17 protein-coding genes are annotated in these 21,236 nt (G+C 70.7%); 12 read left to right on the forward strand and 5 right to left on the reverse strand.

Translation table 11 applies throughout. The features are described from left to right. The first annotated feature begins 44 nt into the window (after positions 1-44). The 4 genes from INT49_RS16435 to INT49_RS16450 all read left to right on the forward strand — a co-directional run bounded on the left by INT49_RS16435 (position 45) and on the right by INT49_RS16450 (position 5,035). The gene (locus tag INT49_RS16435; RefSeq protein ID WP_226850766.1) at positions 45-833 is read left to right on the forward strand and encodes a TetR/AcrR family transcriptional regulator; all 789 of its coding nucleotides are present in this window, start codon (positions 45-47) and stop codon (positions 831-833) included. Between the two features lie 14 nt (positions 834-847). After that, a complete protein-coding gene (locus tag INT49_RS21425) occupies positions 848-1,423 on the forward strand; it encodes a PRC-barrel domain-containing protein (protein WP_193118833.1) in 576 nt (191 codons plus the stop codon). Beyond that, positions 1,420-2,712 carry a glycosyltransferase family 4 protein gene (locus INT49_RS16445; RefSeq protein ID WP_193118834.1) on the forward strand — a complete coding sequence of 431 codons (1,293 nt, stop codon included), beginning with the start codon at positions 1,420-1,422 and terminating at the stop codon, positions 2,710-2,712. The genes INT49_RS21425 and INT49_RS16445 overlap by 4 nt, the downstream gene beginning before the upstream one ends. A 280-nt stretch (positions 2,713-2,992) precedes the next feature. After that, positions 2,993-5,035 (forward strand): acyltransferase family protein, encoded by a 2,043-nt coding sequence (locus INT49_RS16450; protein ID WP_319021669.1) that lies wholly within the window; start codon positions 2,993-2,995, stop codon positions 5,033-5,035. A gap of 26 nt (positions 5,036-5,061) precedes the next feature. Here INT49_RS16450 and INT49_RS16455 read toward each other — a convergent pair whose 3' ends face one another. Beyond that, complete coding sequence (locus INT49_RS16455) at positions 5,062-7,242, reverse strand: potassium transporter Kup (RefSeq protein WP_193118836.1); 2,181 nt, start codon at positions 7,240-7,242, stop codon at positions 5,062-5,064. A 107-nt stretch (positions 7,243-7,349) separates the two neighbouring features. After that, positions 7,350-9,320 (reverse strand): glycoside hydrolase family 127 protein, encoded by a 1,971-nt coding sequence (locus INT49_RS16460; protein ID WP_193118837.1) that lies wholly within the window; start codon positions 9,318-9,320, stop codon positions 7,350-7,352. Positions 9,321-9,494: 174 nt separating this feature from the next. Here INT49_RS16460 and INT49_RS16465 point away from each other — a divergent pair, with 174 nt between their 5' ends. Beyond that, a complete protein-coding gene (locus INT49_RS16465; protein WP_319021670.1) occupies positions 9,495-10,502 on the forward strand; it encodes a LacI family DNA-binding transcriptional regulator in 1,008 nt (335 codons plus the stop codon). Positions 10,503-10,701: 199 nt separating this feature from the next. On the opposite strand, the gene INT49_RS16470 is transcribed toward INT49_RS16465, so the two are convergent. After that, positions 10,702-11,823, reverse strand: a complete 1,122-nt coding sequence (locus INT49_RS16470; RefSeq protein WP_193118838.1) for an adenosine deaminase — start codon at positions 11,821-11,823, stop codon at positions 10,702-10,704. Positions 11,824-12,075: 252 nt separating this feature from the next. Here INT49_RS16470 and INT49_RS16475 point away from each other — a divergent pair, with 252 nt between their 5' ends. The 7 genes from INT49_RS16475 to arr all read left to right on the forward strand — a co-directional run bounded on the left by INT49_RS16475 (position 12,076) and on the right by arr (position 20,225). Continuing rightward, positions 12,076-13,650, forward strand: a complete 1,575-nt coding sequence (locus INT49_RS16475; protein WP_193118839.1) for an alkaline phosphatase D family protein — start codon at positions 12,076-12,078, stop codon at positions 13,648-13,650. Between the two features lie 52 nt (positions 13,651-13,702). Beyond that, on the forward strand, positions 13,703-14,548 hold the full coding sequence (locus INT49_RS16480; protein ID WP_193118840.1) for a hypothetical protein: 846 nt from the start codon (positions 13,703-13,705) through the stop codon (positions 14,546-14,548). A gap of 150 nt (positions 14,549-14,698) precedes the next feature. After that, positions 14,699-15,583 carry a glucose-1-phosphate thymidylyltransferase RfbA gene (gene rfbA / locus INT49_RS16485; protein WP_193118841.1) on the forward strand — a complete coding sequence of 295 codons (885 nt, stop codon included), beginning with the start codon at positions 14,699-14,701 and terminating at the stop codon, positions 15,581-15,583. A gap of 149 nt (positions 15,584-15,732) precedes the next feature. After that, a complete protein-coding gene (gene rfbB / locus INT49_RS16490) occupies positions 15,733-16,734 on the forward strand; it encodes a dTDP-glucose 4,6-dehydratase (RefSeq protein ID WP_193118842.1) in 1,002 nt (333 codons plus the stop codon). Next, on the forward strand, positions 16,731-18,128 hold the full coding sequence (locus INT49_RS16495) for a sugar nucleotide-binding protein (protein ID WP_193118843.1): 1,398 nt from the start codon (positions 16,731-16,733) through the stop codon (positions 18,126-18,128). The genes rfbB and INT49_RS16495 overlap by 4 nt, the downstream gene beginning before the upstream one ends. A 145-nt stretch (positions 18,129-18,273) precedes the next feature. Then, complete coding sequence (locus tag INT49_RS16500) at positions 18,274-19,782, forward strand: sodium:solute symporter (protein ID WP_193118844.1); 1,509 nt, start codon at positions 18,274-18,276, stop codon at positions 19,780-19,782. Between the two features lie 41 nt (positions 19,783-19,823). Next, complete coding sequence (gene arr, locus INT49_RS16505) at positions 19,824-20,225, forward strand: NAD(+)--rifampin ADP-ribosyltransferase (RefSeq protein ID WP_404801955.1); 402 nt, start codon at positions 19,824-19,826, stop codon at positions 20,223-20,225. A 53-nt stretch (positions 20,226-20,278) separates the two neighbouring features. On the opposite strand, the gene INT49_RS16510 is transcribed toward arr, so the two are convergent. Both INT49_RS16510 and INT49_RS16515 read right to left on the reverse strand, forming a co-directional pair. Continuing rightward, positions 20,279-20,698 (reverse strand): ribonuclease HepT family protein, encoded by a 420-nt coding sequence (locus tag INT49_RS16510; protein WP_193118846.1) that lies wholly within the window; start codon positions 20,696-20,698, stop codon positions 20,279-20,281. Continuing rightward, positions 20,695-21,156 (reverse strand): helix-turn-helix domain-containing protein, encoded by a 462-nt coding sequence (locus INT49_RS16515; RefSeq protein WP_193118847.1) that lies wholly within the window; start codon positions 21,154-21,156, stop codon positions 20,695-20,697. The genes INT49_RS16510 and INT49_RS16515 overlap by 4 nt, the downstream gene beginning before the upstream one ends. Positions 21,157-21,236: the final 80 nt, after the last annotated feature.

The raw sequence follows: 21,236 nt of genomic DNA on the forward strand, positions 1-21,236 counted from the left end.
CCGATCGTGCCGGCGATGAATCGTTCGACGGGAACTCGGTGAACATGAGCGTGGACCCCCTGGCGCAGGCACTGCGCACGCTGGACTCGATCTCGGCCGCGGAGCTCGAGGTCGGGACCGATCTGCGGACCATCGTCGGCGCCCCGACCGAGGTCTCGGCGGTGGCGCCGCCGGCCACGACCGGGGATGCCGCCCCTGATCTCGCGATGGTCCTCCAGGATCCCGGAGTCGCCGACGCGCCGTTGTCGACCACCCCGGGTCAGGCCCGACGGGAGGCGATCCTCGACGGTGCCGCCGCGCTCTTCGCCGAGCGCGGCTATCACGGGGCGAGCCTGCGCGACATCTCGCGCCGCGTGGGCATCTCGCATCCGGGGATGCTGCACCACTTCGCCTCGAAGGAGGTGCTGCTGGGCGCGGTCGCGGACCGGCTGGAGGCCCATGCCCAGGGCCTGCTGGACTCCGTGGAGTCGCTCCAGGGATCCCCGAAGGCGCTGCTCGCGGCGCTGGCCGGCCCGTGGAACCCCACGCAGCACTCGATGGCGCTGCTGGCCACGCTGGCCGCGGAGACCGTGAACCCGGATCATCCGGGCCGCTACCGCATCTCGCGGCTGCGTCTGGTGCACGAGCACGTGCTCGAGCAGGTCTTCACCGGGCACGCCGAGCGGGGTCTGCTGGTCGAGGGCGTCGAGCCGGCGTTCATGGCCCGCAGCCTGTTCTCCCTGCTGCTGAGCCTCACGGTGCGCGAGCATTCGGTGCGTGAGCTGCAGCAGGACCGCACGGCCGACCCCATCCGCGACGTGCACGACTTCGTGCGTCTCTGCATCGTCGATTGAGGCGGGGCGCGAGCGTGGCTGAGGTATCCGGAGGTACGGCGTCCACGGACGATGCCGTCGGGTCCGTCGGGTCCGACGGGATCGCCGGGGCGGACCGGGCCGACGGGGCTCGCCCGTCCGATGGGGCCGATGGGGCTCGCCCGTCCGATGGGGCCGACGGAGCCGACGAAGCTGGCCCGGCCGACGGAACCGACCGGGCCGACGGGGCTCGCGCGTCCGACGAGCAGGGTGCCGGCCCGGCGGGACGACGGGCGCGGCTGCTCGCGCTCGCCGGGCTCACGGTGCTCGGCAGCGAGGGCGATACGGTGGGTCGCGTGCGCGATATCTACCTGCACGATCCGACCGGTGAGCTCGCGGCGGTCTCTGTGGTGCGTCGTCAGCTCAGCTCCCGCCACGTGGTGATCCCGTCGGCGGCGATCGCCGAGCTGCCTGCTGCGGAGCCCGACGAGAGCTCGCAGTCGATCCGTCTGCAGATCTCCGCCGAGACCGCGCGCACCGGTATCCGCCCGCCGCAGACCGCCCATCTCACCCCCGAGCTGCTGCGCGAGGCGCACCAGGTGCTCGGGCTCGAGGAGTCCGCGACCGCATGAGGATCCTGCTGCTGACGCACTACTACGCCCCCGAGTTCGGGGCGCCGCAGCGTCGATGGTCCGCCCTGATCGAGCGCTTCATCGCCGCCGGCCATCGGGTGACCGTGGCGGCGCCGGTGCCGCACTATCCCAGCGGCCGGCCCAACAGCACCCAGCGGCGCACCCATCGCGTGGGCGGGGTCGAGGTGGGCCGCCATGGCGAGACCGTGCTGCGCACCGCCTATCTCCCGCACCTCGCGGACATCGGCACCCGCACCGCCGATCATCTGGTGGCCGCCGCGGATTCGCTGTGGCGCCTGCGTCGGCGGTTCTCCCGCCCCGGGACCCGGCCCGATGTGGTCATCGCGACCGCCCCCGCGATCCCGACGCTCATGGTGGGGCGCGCGCTCAGCTCTCTGTGGGACGTTCCGCTCGTGGTGGAGATGCGCGATGCCTGGCCGGATCTGGTCACGCACGTCGGCCCCGCTGGTGCGCTGCTCGCGGAAGCCGCCCATGCCCCGCAGCCCAACGCCGCCCGAACCAGCCTGCGGTGGGCGATCGCGCTGGCCAAGGGCATGGTGCACCAGCAGGTGACCAGCTGGCAGAGCGGTGCGCAGGCCGTCGTGACCACCACGGATCGCTTCGCCGAGGTGCTCGAGGAGCGCGGCGTCACCGAGATCGACGTGGTGCGCAACGGCACCGATCTGGCGGCGGTCACCCCGCGTCACGATCACCTGCCCGGTGATCATCCGGAGCTGCGCTGCCTGTACCTGGGCAACATGGGGCGCTCGCAGGGTCTGGACACCGTGGTGCGCGCCGCGGCGCAGCTGCATCGCGAAGGGGTGAACCTGCAGGTACGCCTCGTGGGCCACGGGGTCGAGGCGTCGACCCTGGCGGCCCTGGCCGAGGAGCTCGACGCCCCGGTGGAGGTGCTGCCGCGCATCCCGCACCGCGAGGTCGGCGCGCAGTACCACTGGGCGGACACGGTCGTGGTGTCGCTGCGGGACTGGGCGCCGTTCCAGTGGACCGTGCCCTCGAAGCTGTACGAGATGCTCGCGACCGGGCGGCACATCACGGCGATGCTGGACGGCGAGGCGGCCGACGTGGTGCGGGCGGCCCGCGCCGGCCACGTGCTGCCCCCGCAGGACGTCGACGCGCTCGCGGACCTGTGGCGGGAGCTCGCCGCAGACCGTTCGCAGGCCGGCGTGCGGGCCAGCGGCCGGGCCTGGGTCTCCGATCATGCCGACGACGACGTCCTCGCGCGGAGGTACCTGGACATCCTCGCCCGCGTGATCCGTCGGACCGCCTGACTCCGTCTGGCCGTCTGACTCTGTCTGGCCGCCTGACTCCATTGGGCCGCGTGATCCCGTCGGGTCGTCTGACTCCTGGAGCTCTTGGAGACCCCGGAGTCGTCTGACGCCATCGACGCCTATCGACGCTTCTGACGCTTCTGATCCGACGACTGTGGACCGACCTGCCTGAGCATGCACCGTCGCGGGACTCATGACGCGACCGCGCGTTGCGCGTCCCCGCCATCGCGGAGCGCGGAATATACTCCACGGCCCGAGGACAACCACGGGAAGGACACCAGTGAGCGCTGACGCCAGAGCAGCGGCCGGAGCGCCCGCCGCGAAGAAATCCGGGTTCCGCCCCGACGTCCAGGGACTGCGGGCGATCGCCGTGCTGTTCGTGGTGCTCTATCACGCCGGGGTTCCCCTGATCACCGGTGGTTTCGTCGGCGTCGACGTCTTCTTCGTGATCTCCGGGTTCCTCATCAGCACCCACCTGCTGGAGTCGCTGGAGTCCCACGGGCGGATCCGTTTCGGGAGCTTCTACGCCAAGCGCGCCCGACGCATCCTGCCCGCGTCCTTGCTGGTGGCGCTGCTGAGCGTGATCGCGGCGTGGATCTGGATCCCTCCGCTGCTGATGAACGAGGTGGCCAAGGGCGCGGTGTCCGTCGCGCTGTACGTACCGAACATGCTGTTCGCGGTGCAGGGCACCAACTACCTGGCCGAGACCAGCCCGTCGGTCTTCCAGCACTACTGGTCCCTGGGCGTCGAGGAGCAGTTCTATCTGTTCTGGCCCGCGATCCTCGCGCTCGGCTTCTGGCTGTGCCGGCGCAGCGAACGGCGGCTGCTGATCGTCGTCTCGGTCCTCACGGCGATCTCGTTCGTGCTGTGCGTGGTGGGCATGGCCATCTCCCAGCCGTGGACCTTCTTCGCCCTGCCCACCAGGGCGTGGGAGCTGGGCGCCGGCGCCCTGGTCGCGTTCCTGCTGCGCTCCGGGGCGCCGTGGCTGCGTTCGGTGCGCACCGGGATGCTGTCCTGGCTGGGCCTGGCGCTGCTGGTGGCGGTGGGACTGCTGTACACCGACGCGACCCCGTTCCCCGGATACACCGCGGCGCTGCCCGTGATCGCGACGGCGCTGCTGATCGTGGGCGGCGCGGCACCTGGCGGCGCGAACGCGAACCGTCTGCTGGGCGTGCGCCCGATGCAGTTCGTCGGCGCGATCTCCTACTCGCTGTACCTCGTGCACTGGCCGCTGCAGGTGATCCCGCAGGTCGTCGCCGGGGAGGAGTCTCCGCTCCCGCTGTGGGTCAAGCTGCTGCTGGGCGCGGCGGCGTTCCCGCTGGCCTGGCTGCTGTTCCGCGTCGTGGAGCGCCCCGTGATCGCCTGGGCTCCGCTGCGGCAGCGTTCGCAGCTGTGGACCGGCGCCGTGGCGCTCGCGGCGTCCGCCGCACTGATCGCCACGGGTGGCAGCAGCTATCTCCTGACCCAGGAGGAGGAGGCGGCGACCGATGTCGCGGCGGCCGCGGAGGCACCGCGCCCGAACCCCGAGGGCACCGATTTCGTGCCCGAGAACCTCACGCCCTCCCTCGAGGAGGCAGAGGACGACAATCCCACGATCTACGCCGACGGCTGCCACCGCCAGGAGCCCGACACCGACCCCAGCGGCTGCCAGGTGGGGGACAACGAGGACGCTCCGCTGGTGTTCCTGTTCGGGGACTCCCACGCGGCCAGCTGGTACCCGGCCCTCGCGGAGCTCGCCGAGCAGGGAAAGATCCGGCTGGACACGAACACCAAGAGCTCGTGCACCTCGGCGGACCTCCGGCAGCTGGAGAGCGGCGTCGAGTACACCGAGTGCGATGAGTGGCGCGCCGGAGTCATCGACCGGATCAACGCCGAGCAGCCCGATCTGGTGCTGCTGACGAACTACCCTGGCGCCCCGCCCGAGCTGGTGGGTGGCAATGACGACTTCCCGGCGAAATGGCAGGCCGGGCTGGAATCCACGATCGGGAAGATCGACGGGCCGGCGGTCGACGTGCTCGCCGACGTCCCCAACCAGGGCAGCACCTCCGCGGTGTGCCTCTCCGCGCATCTGGAGGATGCCCGGGAGTGTGCGATCCCGGTCGGCGAAGCGTTCGAACCCTCCCTGCAGAGGACCACCGAGGCCGCGGCTGTGGAAAGCGGTGCGACGTTCCTCGACCTCTCGCGGTACTTCTGCAACGAGACGAACTGCCCCGCGATCATCGGGAACACCCTGGTGTACCGCGACGGCCACCACCTCACGGCGCACTTCAGCCGCGAGATGGCCGGGCCGCTGTGGAAGGAGCTCGAGCCGACGATCGGTTGAGTGGGGCCGAGGCGGGATCTGCCCCGCTACAGCACCGTCTCGGCGCCCATCACCACGGTGCGCGTGGGCGGGAGGTGCAGCACGTGCGTGCGGTTGGCCGAGGCCCGTTCGAGCTGACGGAAGATCGCCTTCTGCCAGCGTGGCATGGAGTGGTCCTGGCCTGGTTCGATGCGGAACACGGACAGGAAGTACACGGCGTTCTCGGGGTCCAGCAGCAGCTCCGGAACGTGCTCCACGCAGTCCGAGGCGCAGTGGTCGTGGAGGTGCCCGCGCAGCTCGATGGCGGCGCGCAGCGCGGCAGGGACGTCCTGCGAGTCGTGGAAGCCCACCTGGTAGGTGACCAGCACGATCCCGTCGGAGCCGTCGCCCAGCACATCGACCAGCACCCGGTCGTCGTGGTGCACGCGCGGCACCCAGAGGTGCTTCATGGTCACGATCACCACGTGCTCGTGGAGCACATGGTTCATCTCCACGCCGGTGCGCAGGGCCAGCGGCACCGTCGTCGGATCCCCGTGGGGGTACACGGCGAGCCCGCGGACCCGCGGGACCGCCCGAGCGGGCCCGGCCACGAAGTCCGCGATCGGTCCCTCCATCTCGCGGCGCCTCCCGAACAGGATCCGCGAGCCCCGCTTCCACACCAGCATGATCGTGGTGAGCACGGCGGCGACCACCAGCGGCAGCCAGCCGCCGTCGGGGATCTTCACGACGTTCGCGGCGAGCAGCACCAGTTCGAGGCCGCCCACGATCACGGCCATGGTGACCACGCTCCACAGCGGCCAGTGCCGGATCCGTCGGGCGTAGAGCAGGAACAGGGCGAGCACCAGGATGATCGTCGCGGTCACGGCCAGCCCATAGGCCGCGGCGAGGGCCTCGGAGCGCTGGAAGACGACCACCAGCGTCACCACGCCCACGAACAGCAGGGTGTTGATCGAGGCGATGTAGATCTGTCCGCCGTGCTCGCGGGAGGTCTGGGTGACCTTCAGGCGCGGCAGCAGGGACAGGCGCGTGGCCTGGCGGGCCACCGAGAACGCCCCGGAGATCACGGCCTGGGAGGCGATCACGGTGGCCATCGCGGCGAGCACCACCAGCGGGATGCGCAGCGCGTCGGGCACCAGGGAGAAGAATGGATTGGCGATGGCGGCGGGGTCGGCGAGGATCAGGGCGCCCTGGCCGAAGTAGTTCAGCAGCAGGGCGGGCAGCACCAGGCAGATCCAGGCCAGCGCGATGGGTCGACGGCCGAAATGGCCCATGTCCGCGTACAGCGCCTCGGCGCCGGTGATGGTCAGCACCACGGCGCCCATCGCGATGAACGCGACCACGGGACGGTCCACCATGAACGCCACGGCGTAGTGCGGCGACAGCGCACGCAGGATCGACGGGTTCGCGAGCACGTGGGGCAGACCCATCGCCGCGAGCGTCAGGAACCAGATCACCATGACGATCCCGAACGAGCTGCCGATGCGCGCGGTGCCCCAGCGCTGCACGGCGAACAGCGCCGTGAGCACGATCAGCGCGCCGGGCAGGATCACCGTGTTCGGGACGGAGCTGGCCACCTCGATGCCTTCGAAGGCGGAGAGCACGGAGATCGCGGGGGTGATCAGGGAGTCCCCGAAGAACAGGGCGGCACCGAGCACGCCGAGCACCAGAGCGACTGCCGCTTCCCGGGAGCCGATGAGCGAGCCGCCGGTGCCGAGCTTGCGCAGCACGAGCGCGGTGAGGGCGAGGATGCCGCCCTCACCCTGGTTGTCGGCGCGCAGGATCAGCCCGATGTAGGTGACGCTGACGATGATCAGCAGGCACCAGGTGACCATGGAGATCACGCCCAGCACGTCGGACTCGGAGGGGGCGACGGCGTTGTGGTGGGCGCTGAAGACCGTCTGCAGCGCATACAGCGGGCTGGTGCCGATGTCGCCGAACACGACGCCGAGCGCGCCGGTCACCAGGATCGCCAGCGGCTCCCGGGTGCGGGGCATGCCGCGCTGGTCGAGGTGGTGATGGGGGTGCTGGTGCTGATGGGGCGCGTGCGCGGGGTGCGGCCCCGGGGCGTGACGTGCGGCCGACGCGCGCTGCGCGCGGTGCGGGTGCTCCGGGTCGGAGTCGGTCGAAGGAGGGACCGGTGACTCGTGGTCGTCGGTCTGGGGGATTTGCTCGTGATCAGGGTCAGATGGCTCGTCGGAGCGGGGCGAGCGCGAGGTGTTCTCGGGCACGACGCTGATCCTGCCACTGCCCGGGCCGTTTGCACCCGACCGGACCGCAGCAGTTCTGTTCCCTGCGCCTCACCAGGGGCGGCGCAGGCCTGCGCGCCGCGAGAGCATCAGTCGGCCTCGAGGGGGAGCCACACGCGCATCGGGCCCACGCTGCGGTTGCCCCAGGCGTAGTACGGGATCGCCGTCCAGGTGGTGGGCGTGCGGGTGAGGGCCGCGTCCGTGCTGCCGTGGGCCGGGTACGGCCAGGCGGCGGCTGCGGCCGAGACGGTTATGGCGCTGCCGGTGACGGCGAGAGGCACGGCACCGTCCAGGGCGGGGAGCGGATCTCTGGCCGACGGGATCCGATGTGGATCGACGGCGGCGTCGTCGACGCTCGCCGCGCCGTCCTGGTCCTCGTTCTCGAGCGCGTAGACCAGCGGGCCGCGCTCGAGGGCGACAGCGCCGCGGGAGGCGTCGAGGCGGTGGTGGGCGCCGACGAAGCGCGGGGTGAGGTCCAGCTCCAGCTCGATCACGTCACCGGCGGTGAAGGCGGCACGGATCTCGGCGGGGGAGCCGTCGGACGGCACCGTGATCTGCTGCTCGGGCACCGAGGACGCCGTCCCGCGGAAGGTGACCTCGGCGGTGTCGCGCGACCACGCGGGGATGCGCAGCGACACCGTGCGTTCCGTGGCCGGGGCCTGGAGCACCTCGACGTGGACGCGGCCGTCGACGGGGTAGTCGGTGGTGACGCGGACGCTCAGAGCGTCGGCTCCCTCCCCGGCGCTCCAGGTGCCGGAGGCGAACTGATGGATCTGCAGGCCGTCGGCGGTCGCGGTCGCCGCGAGATGGTCGAGGCTCGCGACGGTGCGCATGATGTTGGGCGGGCAGCAGGCGCAGTCGAACCAGCCGCGTCGGCCGTGGGCGATCGAGCGGCCCTCGTCGGCCGTGGCGCCCTCGCGCAGCTGGAGGGAGTTGACGTAGAAGTACTCGGTCCCTGCGAGGGAGACACCCGGCAGGAAGGCGTTGAACAGCAGGCGCTCGATGACGTCGGCGTAGTGGCTCTTCCCGGTGGCCAGGAGCAGGCGCCAGGCCCACTGGATCGCACCGATCGCCGCGCAGGTCTCCGCATAGCCGCGGTCGGTGGTCATCTCGAAGGGGTCCCCGAAGGCCTCCCAGTCCCAGCGGGCGCCCATCCCGCCGGTGACGTACGTCTTGGAGGCCAGCAGGTCGGCGAAGACGGATTCCGTGGTGGCGAGCAGGGCGGCGTCGCCGTCCTCGACAGCCTGGTCGGTGGCGCCGGCGAAGAGATAGAGCGCGCGCACGGCGTGGCCCTCCACGGTGCGGGCCTCGCGCACCGGGACCGCGGCGGAGAAGTAGCCCGGCCCCGGGTTCACGCCGTCGAAGCGCTCCTCGCCGCCGCGCATGTCCAGGAAGAAGCGGGCGAGCTCCTTGATCTCCTCGCGGCCGGTGAGGCGGAACAGCTCCACCAGCGCCATCTCGATCACCGGATGGCCGCCCGTGGAGTGGCGCAGCTCGGGGCCGAACACGGTGCGCAGGTGCTCCACGATCCGCAGCGAGACGTCCAGGAGCTCCTGCTCGCCGGCGCTGCGGGAGAGGGCGACGGCGGCCTGGATCAGGTGGCCGTAGCAGTACAGCTCGTGGTTCCAGGCCATGTGCGAGTAGTGCTCGTCGGGGGAGTGTCGCAGGGTGTGGACGGAGTTGAGATAGCCGTCCTCCTGCTGCGCGCCGGCGATCATCGAGGTGACCTCCCGGGCCATGCCGCGCAGCTCGGGATCGTCCTCGCGGCCGAGTTCGAAGGCGACGGCCTCGAGCCACTTGTAGACGTCGGAGTCCTGGAAGATCATCCCGGAGGCCTCGCCCTGCTCCGCGCCGCCGACGATGCGGAAATTACGGAACGTGCCCGAGGCCTCGAGCTGCTCGTAGCCGGAGCGCAGGCCGGCGGTGCGGTTGCGCTGCTGGCGGGTGTGCCAGAAGCCGCCGGTGATCCGGGCGGCGCCCGGCTGCAGCGGACGCAGCGTGACGGCGGCCTGAGCAGTGGGGACCGCCGGGGCGGCGAGCGTGTTCGGGGACGTCGTCATCAAGGGCCTCACATGTGAGCTTCGTTGCGGAAAGTGCGGAAACCAAGTTTCTGTGTCGATAATGGCATGCTCCCTCCAGCGGGACAACCCCCGCCCCGGAACGCACGTCACCGCACGCCATGCGTGCCACCGCACGCTGCACACCGCACACCGTGCACGAGCCCAGGAGGCCCCGTGAAGACCACGCCGATGCGACCGTCGATGCCCGCCCCCCGCATCGCCGACGTCGCCGAGCTCGCCGGGGTCTCGATGAGCACGGCATCCAAAGCGCTCAACGACACCGGGCAGCTGCGCGAGGACACCCGGGCGCGGGTCAAGGAGGCGGCGGCGCAGCTCGGCTTCGTGGTCGGGGCCTCCGGTCGTGGGAGCGCCGACACCCGCACCTACACCGTGGGCCTGCTGACCACGGACAGCTTCGGCCGCTTCACGATCCCGCTGCTGATGGGCGTCGAGGACGCGCTCGCCGCAGGGAAGATGGCGATCATCCTGTGCGACACCCGCGACGACGTGCTGCGCGAACAGCATTACCTGCAGTCCCTGCAGGAGCGGCGCGTCGACGGCCTGATCATCACCGGGCGCACCACCGATCCGCGACCCTCCATCGCCCTGCCGATCCCGACCGTCTACGCCTTCTCCCCCTCGGAGGACCCCGACGACTACGCGGTGGTGGCCGACGAGGGCGCCGGGGCGACGATGGCCGCCGAGCACCTGCTGGCCATGGGCTCGCGGCGCATCGCGCACGTCACCGGACCGCAGCGGCACCATTCGGCCGACGCCCGGGCGCTCGCCGTGCAGCAGACGCTGGGGGATGCCCTGGTCGCGCCCACCCTCTTCGGGCACTGGTCCGAGGAGTGGGGCCGCGCCACCGTGGACATGCTGCTGGCCTCCCACCCCGATCTCGACGGTCTCGTGTGCGGGTCCGATCAGATCGCGCGCGGGGTGACGGATCGCCTGCGGGAGAAGGAGATCGACGTCCCCGGGCAGGTGCGGGTCACCGGCTTCGACAACTGGGAGGTCATGGCGCTCGCCTCACGCCCGCCGCTGACCACCGTGGACATGGGCCTGACCGAGCTGGGCCGGCTCGCCGGCCGCACCCTGCTCGATCTGGTCGAGGGGAAGCCCGACGTGCCGCACCAGCAGGTGCTCACGCCCCGCCTCGAGGTCCGCGCTTCCAGCCTCTGACCTCGGGTTTCTGGACGGGTCCCTGGCAAGCCTCCCTCTGATCGCCCAGTTTTGCGCCCCGGACGACCGATGCGCGGGGCAACATCGGTCGTGGCGCCACATAACTCGGTGCTCGGTGCTCGGTGCTCGGTGCCGGGTGCCGGGTGCCGGGTGCCCGGCACGTGGTGCCCACGTCGCTGCGAGCCCGGGCCGGCGCGGGTCAGGCCTCGCGGGCGGCGCGGTAGGCGGGCAGCACGACCTCTTCGCGCAGCGCCCGACGGTGCGGCTCGGGCGCGAAGCCGGCCTCGAGCCCGGTGAGCGCGACCTGCTCGAGATCCTCGAGGGTCCAGTCGAAGGCCTCGGTCACCAGCGTCATCTCCCGGGAGGTGGAGGTGCGGCTCATGAGGCGGTTGTCGGAGCTCAGCGCGAGGGCGAAGCCGAGATCATGCAGCGGGCCCACGGCATGACGCGCAACGACGGTGGTGTCGCTGGTCTGCAGGTTCGAGCTGGGGCACACCTCGAGGCAGATCTGCTCGCGGTGCACGCGCGCCGCGACGGGACCGAGCTCCTGGCCGTCGATGTCCTCGAGCAGGCGCACGCCGTGGCCGATCCGCTGAGCGCCGCAGTCCAGGGCGTCCGCGATCGAGGAGGGGCCGTCGGCCTCCCCGGCGTGGATCGTCACGTGGATGCCGTTCTCCCGGGCGAGGTCGAACGGCGCACGGAACCGGGACGCCGGGAAGCCCTCCTCGGGGCCCGCCAGGTCGATGCCCACCACGCCGCTCGAACGCCGATCCATGGCGAGCTCGACCAGGTCGTCGGTGGGCTCGAGGTGGCGGAGATAGGCCAGCAGCTGACCCACCACGATCCGTGAGCCGGCACTCGCCGCCGCGGCGACACCCTCGTCCAGCCCGTCCTGCACCGCCTGCACGGCCTCGTCGAGGGCGAGCCCGCCGGCGGTGTGCTGATGCGGTGCCCAGCGGGTCTCGGCGTAGACCACGCCGTCGGCGGCCATGTCCTCCACGAACTCGCGGGCGATGCGCCGCAGCGCAGGGGCCGTCTGCATCAGCGCGACGGTGCGGTCGAAGGTGGAGAGGTAGACGGGCAGGGATCCGGAGTCGGCGGCGTCGTGGAACCAGTCGGCCACATCCTGCGCGGTGGGGACCTCGGCACCGCCGGGCACGTCGACGCTGCCATCCGCCTCGCGCGCCGGAGCGATCGGTGGAGGGGCGATGCCCAGCTCTGCGCCAAGCTCGAGCACGGTCGCCGGGCGCAGTCCACCGTCGAGATGGTCGTGCAGCACGACCTTGGGCAGGGATCGCACAAGAGCGGGGGAGAGATGCATCCGTGCAGGATACGCCGGAGAACTGGGCGTGAATCGCGTCCTCGGGCCGGTGTCGTCGAGTCCGGGAGTCGGACCGCGGGCGGTCGAGGCGCGGGGTCACCGAGCTTCCCGAGACCATTCACGGGACTTTCCTCGTTCGTCATGCGCGCGAAACCCCCCTGTGGTCGGATCGGACGTGGACACGCTCGACTCGGAGAGCTCGAGCCACCTCCCCGAATCCCTTCTCCCACACCCCCACGCCCAGGAGACCCCATGCCGGCATCCGCCGCGCCCGCCTCTGCCACTGCCGCCGCGCCCGCCCCTGTCAGCCGCCGTCGGCTGCTCCAGGCCAGCGGTGCCTCCGCCGCCGTGATCGCCCTGGGCATCACGGCCCCGACCGCGAGCGCCGAGGAGGGGCCGCAGCCCGAGGGCCTGTTCTCCCTGGGTGTGGCCAGCGGGGCGCCCCGGCCCGACGGCGCGGTGCTGTGGGCCCGGCTGGCCCCGGAGCCGCTCGCCGAGGACGGCCACGGCGGGATGGAGCTGCGGGACGTCACGGTGCGCTGGCACGTCGCGAAGGATCCTGAGTTCCGGCAGATCGCGGCCCGCGGGCAGGCGCTCGCCCAGCCCGAGCTCGCGCACGCCATCCACCCCAAGGTCGAGGGCCTAGACCCCGCGACCGACTACTACTACCGGTTCTCGGTGGGGCGGCAGAACAGCCCCGTCGGCCGCTTCCGGACCCTGCCCGCGCAGGGCGCGGACGTCGAGTCCTTCAGCGTCGGCGTGGTCTCCTGCCAGGCCTGGTACCACGGGCATTTCACCGCGCACAAGCATCTGGCCGCGGAGGAGGAGCTGGACCTGGTGGTGTTCGTGGGCGACTACATCTACGAGTACGCCATCACCGCGTCGAACCTGTGGCGTCAGGGGGTCGAGGTGGGACCGGCGCATCAGGTCGAGACCGAGACGCTCGAGCAGTACCGGCTGCGCTACGCCCTATTCAAGCTGGATCCGCACCTGCAGGCGGTCCATGCCCGGGTCCCGGCGGTCGCCGTGTGGGACGACCATGAGGTGCAGAACGATTACGTGGGCGGCGGCTCCAGCACCGGCATCCCGGAGGATCAGTTCGCCTATCGCATCGCCGTCGCGTACCGCGCCTTCTACGAGAACATGCCGCTGGACATCGAGGCGCTGCCGGAGGGTCCGGATTCCGACATCACCACCGGATTCGACGTGGGCTCCCTCGCGCGGTTCTCGCTGCTGGACACCCGCCAGTTCCGGGACCCGGCGCCGATGGACGCCGAGGACCAGCAGGATCCGGACCGCACCATGCTCGGCGCGGAGCAGGAGGCCTGGGTGACCGAGCGCCTCGAGCAGTCCCCGGCGCTGTGGAACGTGATGGCCAACGGCGTGGTGGTCGCCGCGATCACCGAGGACCGCACCGACATGTGGGACGGATACCCGGCGGCCCGGCAGCGTCTGCTGGACGCGATGGTCGCCAGCAGCAACCCCGTGGTGCTCACCGGCGACATCCACAAGCACGTCGCCGCGGAGCTTCTGGCCGACTTCACGGATCCGGGCAGCGGCACCATCGGGGTGGAGCTGATCTGCACCTCGGTGGGCTCCGACGGCGACGGGGCGAAGACCGACAACTACACCGACGACTGGACGCAGCACGAGTACGTCAAGCACTACGACGGGCGGCGCGGCTACATCCACCTGCGCTTCACGCCCGAGGAGCTGGTCTCCAGCTTCTACGTCGTGGACTGGATCGAGGCCGACGACACCGCCCCGAAGCAGCTCTCGGCGCGCTTCACCACGCCCGCCGGCGACCCCCGCCTGATCCAGGCCTGACCCCGGCCCGACACGGCCTGACCCCGGCCTCACCCGCCAGAGAAGAGCAGCTATGAGCCCGCGCCCCGACACCGTCACCGACCTGCACGCCGAACCCGCCCTGGCCAGGACGCTCCTGTCCTGGGAGCCCCTGGGATTCGACCCCCTGATCGACCACTTCCGGATCTACGCGGTCCGCGGCGAGAGCGCCCCGGAGGAGCCGCAGGAGAGCGACCTGATCGCCAAGACCGTCTACCCGAACGTCGCGCACACGGACCTCGACCCGGCCGGGGAGACCTGGACCTACACCGTGCTCGCGGTCTCCGACGCGGGCCGGCGCGGCCGCCCCAGCGCACCGGTGACCGCGACCTCCCAGCCCTCGGTCACCGCGACCGGGCGGGAGATCGCGACGATCGGCGCCTTCGACGGCCGCACGCTCGAGCATCACCTGGCCCCGACCTCGTACGCGCAGATCCCCGAGGAGTTCCCCGACGCGGTCATCGAGTACGAGCAGGGCGCCGACGAGCCCGGCGCTGCCTGGCCGTACCTGCTGCCGGGCCCGGGCGACGCCTGGGCGGGGAAGAAGCCCTACCGGGCCCGCTGGACGCTCACGCTCGACGAGGCACCGCAGGCCGATCTCGACCTCGCGGTGTGGCTCGTGGACACCACGCGCCTGGGTGGGATCCTGCGGGTCAGCGCCAACCACGAGCACGTCACCGATATCGAGCTGCCCGTGGGCAGCACCCGTGGCTCCCGCGAGGGGGACGCGACCGTGCCGGGCTCGACGCTGCGGCGCTCCTTCCACGAGCCGGCCCTGCCCGCCGCGCTGCTGCAGGCCGGGGTGAACGTGCTCGAGTTCGAGCTGGCCGAGGGCGGCTGGGCTGCTTGGGACGCCGTGGGGGTGTTCGCGCGGGAGTAGCGGGAGCAGCGGGAATGTCAGGAGCAGCGGGAGCAGCAGCATCCCCGGATCGCGGGATCGGGCGCTGCCCGTCGCCTCCCTCGAAGCACCTCGAGATCCCCGCGTGAAGAAAAGGGTGCAAAACGGACAAAGCATGACATACTCCATAGTATGCGAGGCATCATCCTGGCGGGCGGAACAGGCTCGCGACTGCACCCCTTGACCATCGGCGTCTCCAAACAGCTCATGCCTGTCTACGACAAGCCGATGATCTACTACCCCCTGAGCACCCTCATGCTCGCAGGCATCCGCGACATCCTGATCATCACCACCGCCGACGACCAGCCCGCGTTCCAGCGGGTCCTCGGCGACGGCAGCCGCTTCGGGGTGTCGCTGAGCTATGTCGTCCAGCCCGAGCCCGACGGCCTGGCCCGTGCCTTCGTGCTGGGCGAGGAGTTCCTGGCCGGTGAACCGGCCGCCCTCGTGCTCGGCGACAACCTCTTCTACGGCCAGGGCATGGGCGAGCAGCTGCGCCGCTTCCACGACCTCGAGGGCGCGGCCGTGTTCGGCTACTGGGTCGACGACCCCAGCGCCTACGGCGTGGTCGAGATGGATGACGCCGGCAACGCGATCTCCCTCGAGGAGAAGCCGATCCGTCCCCGCTCGAACTATGCGGTGCCCGGCCTGTACTTCTACGACGCCACCGTGGTGGAGCGGGCAAAGATGCTGCAGCCCTCCGCGCGCGGCGAGCTCGAGATCACCGATCTGAACCGCTCCTATCTCGACGACAGCATGCTGCAGGTCGAGGTGCTCACCCGCGGCACCGCCTGGCTCGACACCGGCACCTTCGACGACCTCGCCGCCGCCGGAGACTTCATCCGCACCGTCCAGCAGCGCCAGGGCCTGTCCATCGGCGCGCCCGAGGAGGTCGCCTGGCGGATGGGCTACCTCAACGACGAGGAGCTGCGTGAGCGCGCCGAACCGCTCGTGAAGTCGGGCTACGGCCGTTACCTGCTGGACGTCCTGAGCCGTGAACGGGCAGATCGGCCCGTCTGACCATCCGGCTCGTCTCTCGGCCATCCCGTCTGATCATCCAGCCCGACTGTTCGTTCGGCCGTCTGACCATCCGGCCCATCCATCCTTCGGCCGACGCCACCCCGCCGGGCTCGTCGGACCACCCACCACCCACCGCGGAGGAACCCTCGATGTCGCGTCATCTGCTCGTCACCGGAGGGGCTGGCTTCATCGGCTCCGACTTCGTCCACTACGTCATGGCGCACACCGAGGACACGGTCACGGTGCTGGACAAGCTCACCTATGCCGGCAGCCGGGACTCGCTGGCCGGGGTGCCGAGCGACCGGGTGCGCCTGGTGGTCGGGGACATCGCCGACGCCGCGACGGTGGAGCCGCTGGTCGCGGAGGCCGACGCGGTGGTGCACTACGCGGCGGAGTCCCATAACGACAACTCGCTCGATGACCCCAGCCCGTTCCTGACCACGAACCTGATCGGCACGTTCACGCTGCTCGAGGCGGCGCGCAGGCACGGCACCCGTTTCCACCACATCTCGACCGACGAGGTCTACGGGGACCTGGCGCTCGATGATCCGGAGCGGTTCACCGAGGCTACGCCGTACAACCCGTCGAGCCCGTACTCGGCGACGAAGGCCGGCAGCGATCTGCTGGTGCGGGCGTGGGTGCGGTCCTTCGGGGTGCAGGCGACGCTGTCGAACTGCTCGAACAACTACGGGCCGCGCCAGCACGTGGAGAAGTTCATCCCGCGTCAGATCACGAACCTGATCGACGGGATCCGGCCCCGGCTGTACGGGGCGGGGCAGAACGTGCGCGACTGGATCCACGCCGATGACCACTCCAGCGCGGTGCTCACGATCCTGGATCGCGGCACGATCGGGGAGACGTACCTGATCGGGGCCGACGGGGAGAAGAGCAACAAGGAGGTCGTGGAGTTGATCCTGGACCTGATGGGGCGTGAGAGCACGGACTACGAGCACGTCACCGATCGTCCCGGCCACGACCTGCGCTATGCGATCGATTCGACGCGGCTGCGCACCGAGCTGGGCTGGCAGCCCTCGTTCCGCGACTTCGAGGCGGGTCTGGCGGCGACGGTTGCCTGGTACCGGGAGAACGAGGCGTGGTGGCGCCCGCAGAAGGCGGCCACCGAGGCGAAGTACGCGAAGGTGGGGCAGTGACGCAGCTCGCCGTGCACGAGACCCAGATCCCCGGCCTCCTCGTGGTGGATCTGCCGGTGCATGGCGATGACCGGGGCTGGTTCAAGGAGAACTGGCAGCGGCAGAAGATGGTCGCGGCGGGTCTGCCGGACTTCGGCCCGGTGCAGAACAACATCTCCTTCAACCAGGCCGTGGGCGTGACCCGGGGCATCCACGCCGAGCCGTGGGACAAGTACATCTCGGTCGCGACCGGGCGCGTGTTCGGGGCGTGGGTGGATCTGCGCGCCGGCGACAGCTTCGGGGCGACGTACTGGCATGAGATCACGCCGGAGGTGGCGATCTTCGTGCCTCGCGGGGTGGGCAACGCCTTCCAGACCCTGGAGGCTCCGGCGGCGTACACCTACCTGGTCAGCGACCACTGGTCCGAGGCGGCGCAGTCGCAGTACACGTTCCTGAACCTAGCCGATGAGTGGGTCGCGATCCCGTGGCCGATCCCGCTGGATCAGGCGGAGCTCTCCGCGAAGGATCTCGCCCATCCGCGACTGGCCGAGGTCACGCCGGCGCCGCCGCGCCGCACTCTCGTGGTCGGTGGGGGAGGGCAGCTGGGGCGTGCGCTCGCGGCCCGCTGGACGTATCGGTCCGACGTCGACGTGGTGGCCCGCGCCCAGCTGGATCTCGCCGATCCCGCGAGCATCGACGCGTTCGACTTCTCGCCGTACGGGACCATCGTCAACGCCGCCGCCTACACCGCGGTCGATGCGGCGGAGTCCGACGAAGGCCGACGCACAGCCTGGGCGGTGAACGTGAGTGGGGTGGGGCGCCTGGTGGAGGCCGCCCGCGCGCAGCGGGCCACGCTCGTGCATGTCTCCAGCGACTACGTCTTCGACGGGAGCGCCGAGGTGCACGGCGAGGACGAGGCCCCGAGTCCGTTGGGCGTCTACGGGCAGACGAAAGCCGCCGGCGATCAGCTGGTGGCGAGCCTTCCCGAGCACTACATCGTGCGCACCAGCTGGGTGATCGGTGAGGGCGGCAACTTCGTGGACACCATGGCAGGCCTCGCGGCACGCGGCGTCGACCCGACGGTGGTCGACGACCAGATCGGCCGGCTCACCTTCACCGGTGATCTCGCCGCGGCGATCGACCACCTGCTCACCGTGCGCCCCGCCCCGGGGGCGTACAACGTCACGAACGAGGGTGAACCGGTCAGCTGGGCCCGCATCGCCGCCGAGGTGTTCGCCCTGACCGGCCACGAGCGGGGCCGCGTCACGCCCGTGAGCACGCAGGACTACTACGCGGGCAAGGCCGGGATCGCCCCGCGACCTCGGCACTCCGCCCTGGACCTCGCGAAGATCCACGCCACCGGCTTCGCCCCCCGCGAGCAGTTCGCGGCGCTGGGTGAGCACCTCGCAGGGTGACCGGCGCCTGGCTGAATCGCGCGCCGGGTTGATCGTTCTCCCTCTCTGTGAGCCAATGGGCGGCGGCCCGGGCTGCACCGTCGACGGTGAGCTGCGGGAGGCAGCGCCGCACCCGGCCTGCCACCGACCTCGAGGGAGAGCGGACATGCAGACCATCGACCTGCTGGTGATCGCGGCCTATCTGATCGCCACCGCCTGGCTGGGCCTGAAGCTCAGCGGCAGGCAGACCAGCGTGAAGGGCTATTTCCTGGGCGGGCGTGACCTGCCGTGGTGGGCGGTGTGCCTGTCCGTGGTGGCCACCGAGACCAGCGCCCTGACCGTCATCGGCATCCCGGTGATGAGCTACCTGGGAAACATCTCCTACCTGCAGCTGGGACTGGGCTACATCCTCGGCCGCATCGTGGTCGCCTTCTTCATGCTGCCGCGCTACTACGACGGCGAGATGATCACCGCCTACGCCTATCTCGGCAAGCGGTTCGGAGCCAGCACCCAGACCACCGCGGGCGTGACCTTCCTGATCACGCGGCTTTTGGCCGACGGGATCCGCGTGCTCGCCGCCGCGATCCCGCTGAAGGTGATCCTCGAGGGCATGGGGCTGGATCTCAGCTACTTCGTGATCACCGTGATCCTCTCGGTGGTGACGATCCTGTACACCTTCATCGGCGGCATCACGGCCGTGGTCTGGGTGGATGTGGTCCAGATGCTGCTGTATGTGGCCGGCGGGATCCTGGCGATCATCGTGGTGCTGAGCACCGTGGGCAGCGGCTGGTGGGGTCAGGCCGTCGACGCCGGGAAGACCCAGCTGTTCGTCCTCTCCGACAACCCGATCAGCGGCCCCGATTCCTTCATCGCCTCTCTGATCGGCGGCGCGGTCTTCGCGATGGCCTCCCACGGCTCGGACCAGCTCGTGGTGCAGCGCCTGCTGTCCTGCCGCTCGAAGGCCGAGGCGCAGAAGGCGATCATCGTCTCCGGCGTGGTGGTGACGATCCAGTTCGCGATCTTCCTGGTGGTGGGCCTCGCACTGTGGGGCTACTACCAGCAGGCCACCCCGGCCGAGCTGGGGCTGACGAGGGACGACGAGATCTTCCCGCTGTTCATCGTCGAGGCCCTGCCTCCGGGCCTGTCCGGGCTGCTGCTGGCGGGCATCCTCGCCGCCGCGATGTCCACGCTGTCCTCCTCGCTGTCCGCGCTGAGCTCCTCCACGGTCACCGACGTGGTGGCCAAGCTGCGCAGTCGGCCGCTCAGCGACGAGCAGGGCCTGCGGGTCGGCCGCTGGGCCACGATCGGCTGGGGCCTGGCGTTCATCGCCCCCGCCACGATCTTCCGGTCCGACGAGGGCAGCATCGTGGTCCTCGCCCTGGGCGTCGCCGGCATCACCTATGGCGGACTGCTGGGGGCGTTCGTGTTCGGCATCGTCAACCGGCGCGCCCGCGCCCTGGACGCCAACATCGCCTTCGTGGTCGCCGTCGCCGTGAACGCCTTCTTCTTCCTCATGGAGAAGTATGTGGTGGGCGAGGTGTGGGTCGCCTGGCAGTGGTACCCGCTGCTGGGCGGGATCGTCACCTTCGCCGTGGGCGGGCTGCTGTCGCTGCGCCACCCGGCGGTGGCGCGCGCGACGGCCCCGGAGGAGACTGCCCGGAACAGCACCCGCTGACGGGGAAGGGGAGCACGATGACGGAGCCAGCACCCTTCGAGATGTTCGAGGAGGGCGTGTACCTGCACGGCACCCAGGCCGCGCTGGAGCCCGGTGAGCTGCTCACGCCGCGGCAGCCCTCGAACTATCGCCAGGACCTGGCGATGCGCCACGTCTATTTCACCCAGACGCTGGCCGCCGCGGCCTGGGGAGCCCAGCTCGCCAGGGGAGATGGCCGGCCCCGCATCTATGTCGTAGAGCCGACAGGGGACTTCGAGGATGACCCCAACGTCACCGACAAGAAGTTCCCGGGCAACCCCACGTGCTCCTATCGCAGCCAGGAGCCGGTCCGTGTGATCCGCGAGCTCGAGGGGTGGACCGGGCACAGCCCCGAGAGCGTCCGGGCCATGCGCAAGGGCCTCGCCGAGCTGCGCCGCAGCGCGAGCGACGAGATCATCGACTGATCCGTCGGGGTCCGCCTGTGTCAGGTGCGCGGCTCTGTCGGGTGCTCGTCGACTCAGGTTCGGGTCGTGGCGCGGATCCGTGTCAGCAGATCGGGCAGGAGTTCGGTCACCGTGCGCCAGAACACCTCGGCGTTCATTGCGCCGTAGCCGCGGTGCGCGGCGATGTTCCGGGTCGTCGTGATTCCGCGACGCTCCTCGGTCGTGACGACGGACAGGAACTCGGAGAAGCGCTTCTCCTCCTCGAACAGGGCGGCCAGCCGGAGTACGGCGACCGTCGCCCGGTCGTAGCTCTCGGACCCCTCGAGGAAGGCGTCGCGTCCCTGCGCGATGACAGCGTCGACGCGTCGCTCGATCCGGCTCAGCTCATCGAGAAGGACGTCGGCAGCCACGGGGGCGCCCTCGTCCGTCGCGCGGGTTCGAGGGCGCATCTCCCAGCGGGCAGCGTGATCGGGGTGGTCGCCGTGGTCGCTCACAGCGGGATCGCCGTCCGACGGATGTGCGCGGGGGCCTCGCGGTCATCGACGACGACGTCCACCGCGAAGCCGAGCAGTTCGGTCGCGTCGGCGACGAAGGTCGCGTAGGCGAGGGGGCCCGCGTCGGGATCCACGTCGATGAACAGGTCGATGTCCGAGGAGTGATGATCGGTGCCCCGCGCGACGGAGCCGAAGACCCGGATATTGCGGACTCCCAGGTCGGCGCCGAGGGCGAGCAACTCGTCGCGGTGCGCGGCAACGGCGAGGGAAGGGCGGTAGTCCGCCGCCGCGAGAAGCCGTGCCAGCAGGTCAGGGGATACGGGCCTGCGGCCTGACTCGATTCCGGCGATATGCGGCTGTCGGGCGCCGACGGCCTCCGCCAGGGCGCTCTGCGTCATGCCGGCGTCCTCGCGGGCGGCCCGGAGGACCCCGGGGGCGTCGTTCACCGTGCCCGTCATGCAGTGAATGATACCTGTCGTGGTATATGCCGCCCAGGGTGCTGTGCCCATGCCGAGATCGGCGGAGTTCGTTCGCCGAG

The organism is Brachybacterium tyrofermentans, assembly GCF_014897585.1.
Taxonomy (GTDB): domain Bacteria; phylum Actinomycetota; class Actinomycetes; order Actinomycetales; family Dermabacteraceae; genus Brachybacterium; species Brachybacterium tyrofermentans.

Bases quoted from the DNA above. Each gene is read 5' to 3' on its own strand.
- INT49_RS16515 (WP_193118847.1), bottom strand. From the start codon at position 21,156: ATGACGGGCACGGTGAACGACGCCCCCGGGGTCCTCCGGGCCGCCCGC.
- INT49_RS16470 (WP_193118838.1), bottom strand. From the start codon at position 11,823: ATGCATCTCTCCCCCGCTCTTGTGCGATCCCTGCCCAAGGTCGTGCTG.
- rfbA (WP_193118841.1), top strand. From the start codon at position 14,699: ATGCGAGGCATCATCCTGGCGGGCGGAACAGGCTCGCGACTGCACCCC.
- INT49_RS16435 (WP_226850766.1), top strand. From the start codon at position 45: ATGAGCGTGGACCCCCTGGCGCAGGCACTGCGCACGCTGGACTCGATC.
- rfbB (WP_193118842.1), top strand. From the start codon at position 15,733: ATGTCGCGTCATCTGCTCGTCACCGGAGGGGCTGGCTTCATCGGCTCC.
- INT49_RS16480 (WP_193118840.1), top strand. From the start codon at position 13,703: ATGAGCCCGCGCCCCGACACCGTCACCGACCTGCACGCCGAACCCGCC.
- INT49_RS16460 (WP_193118837.1), bottom strand. From the start codon at position 9,320: ATGACGACGTCCCCGAACACGCTCGCCGCCCCGGCGGTCCCCACTGCT.
- INT49_RS16500 (WP_193118844.1), top strand. From the start codon at position 18,274: ATGCAGACCATCGACCTGCTGGTGATCGCGGCCTATCTGATCGCCACC.
- INT49_RS16445 (WP_193118834.1), top strand. From the start codon at position 1,420: ATGAGGATCCTGCTGCTGACGCACTACTACGCCCCCGAGTTCGGGGCG.
- INT49_RS16475 (WP_193118839.1), top strand. From the start codon at position 12,076: ATGCCGGCATCCGCCGCGCCCGCCTCTGCCACTGCCGCCGCGCCCGCC.
- arr (WP_404801955.1), top strand. From the start codon at position 19,824: ATGTTCGAGGAGGGCGTGTACCTGCACGGCACCCAGGCCGCGCTGGAG.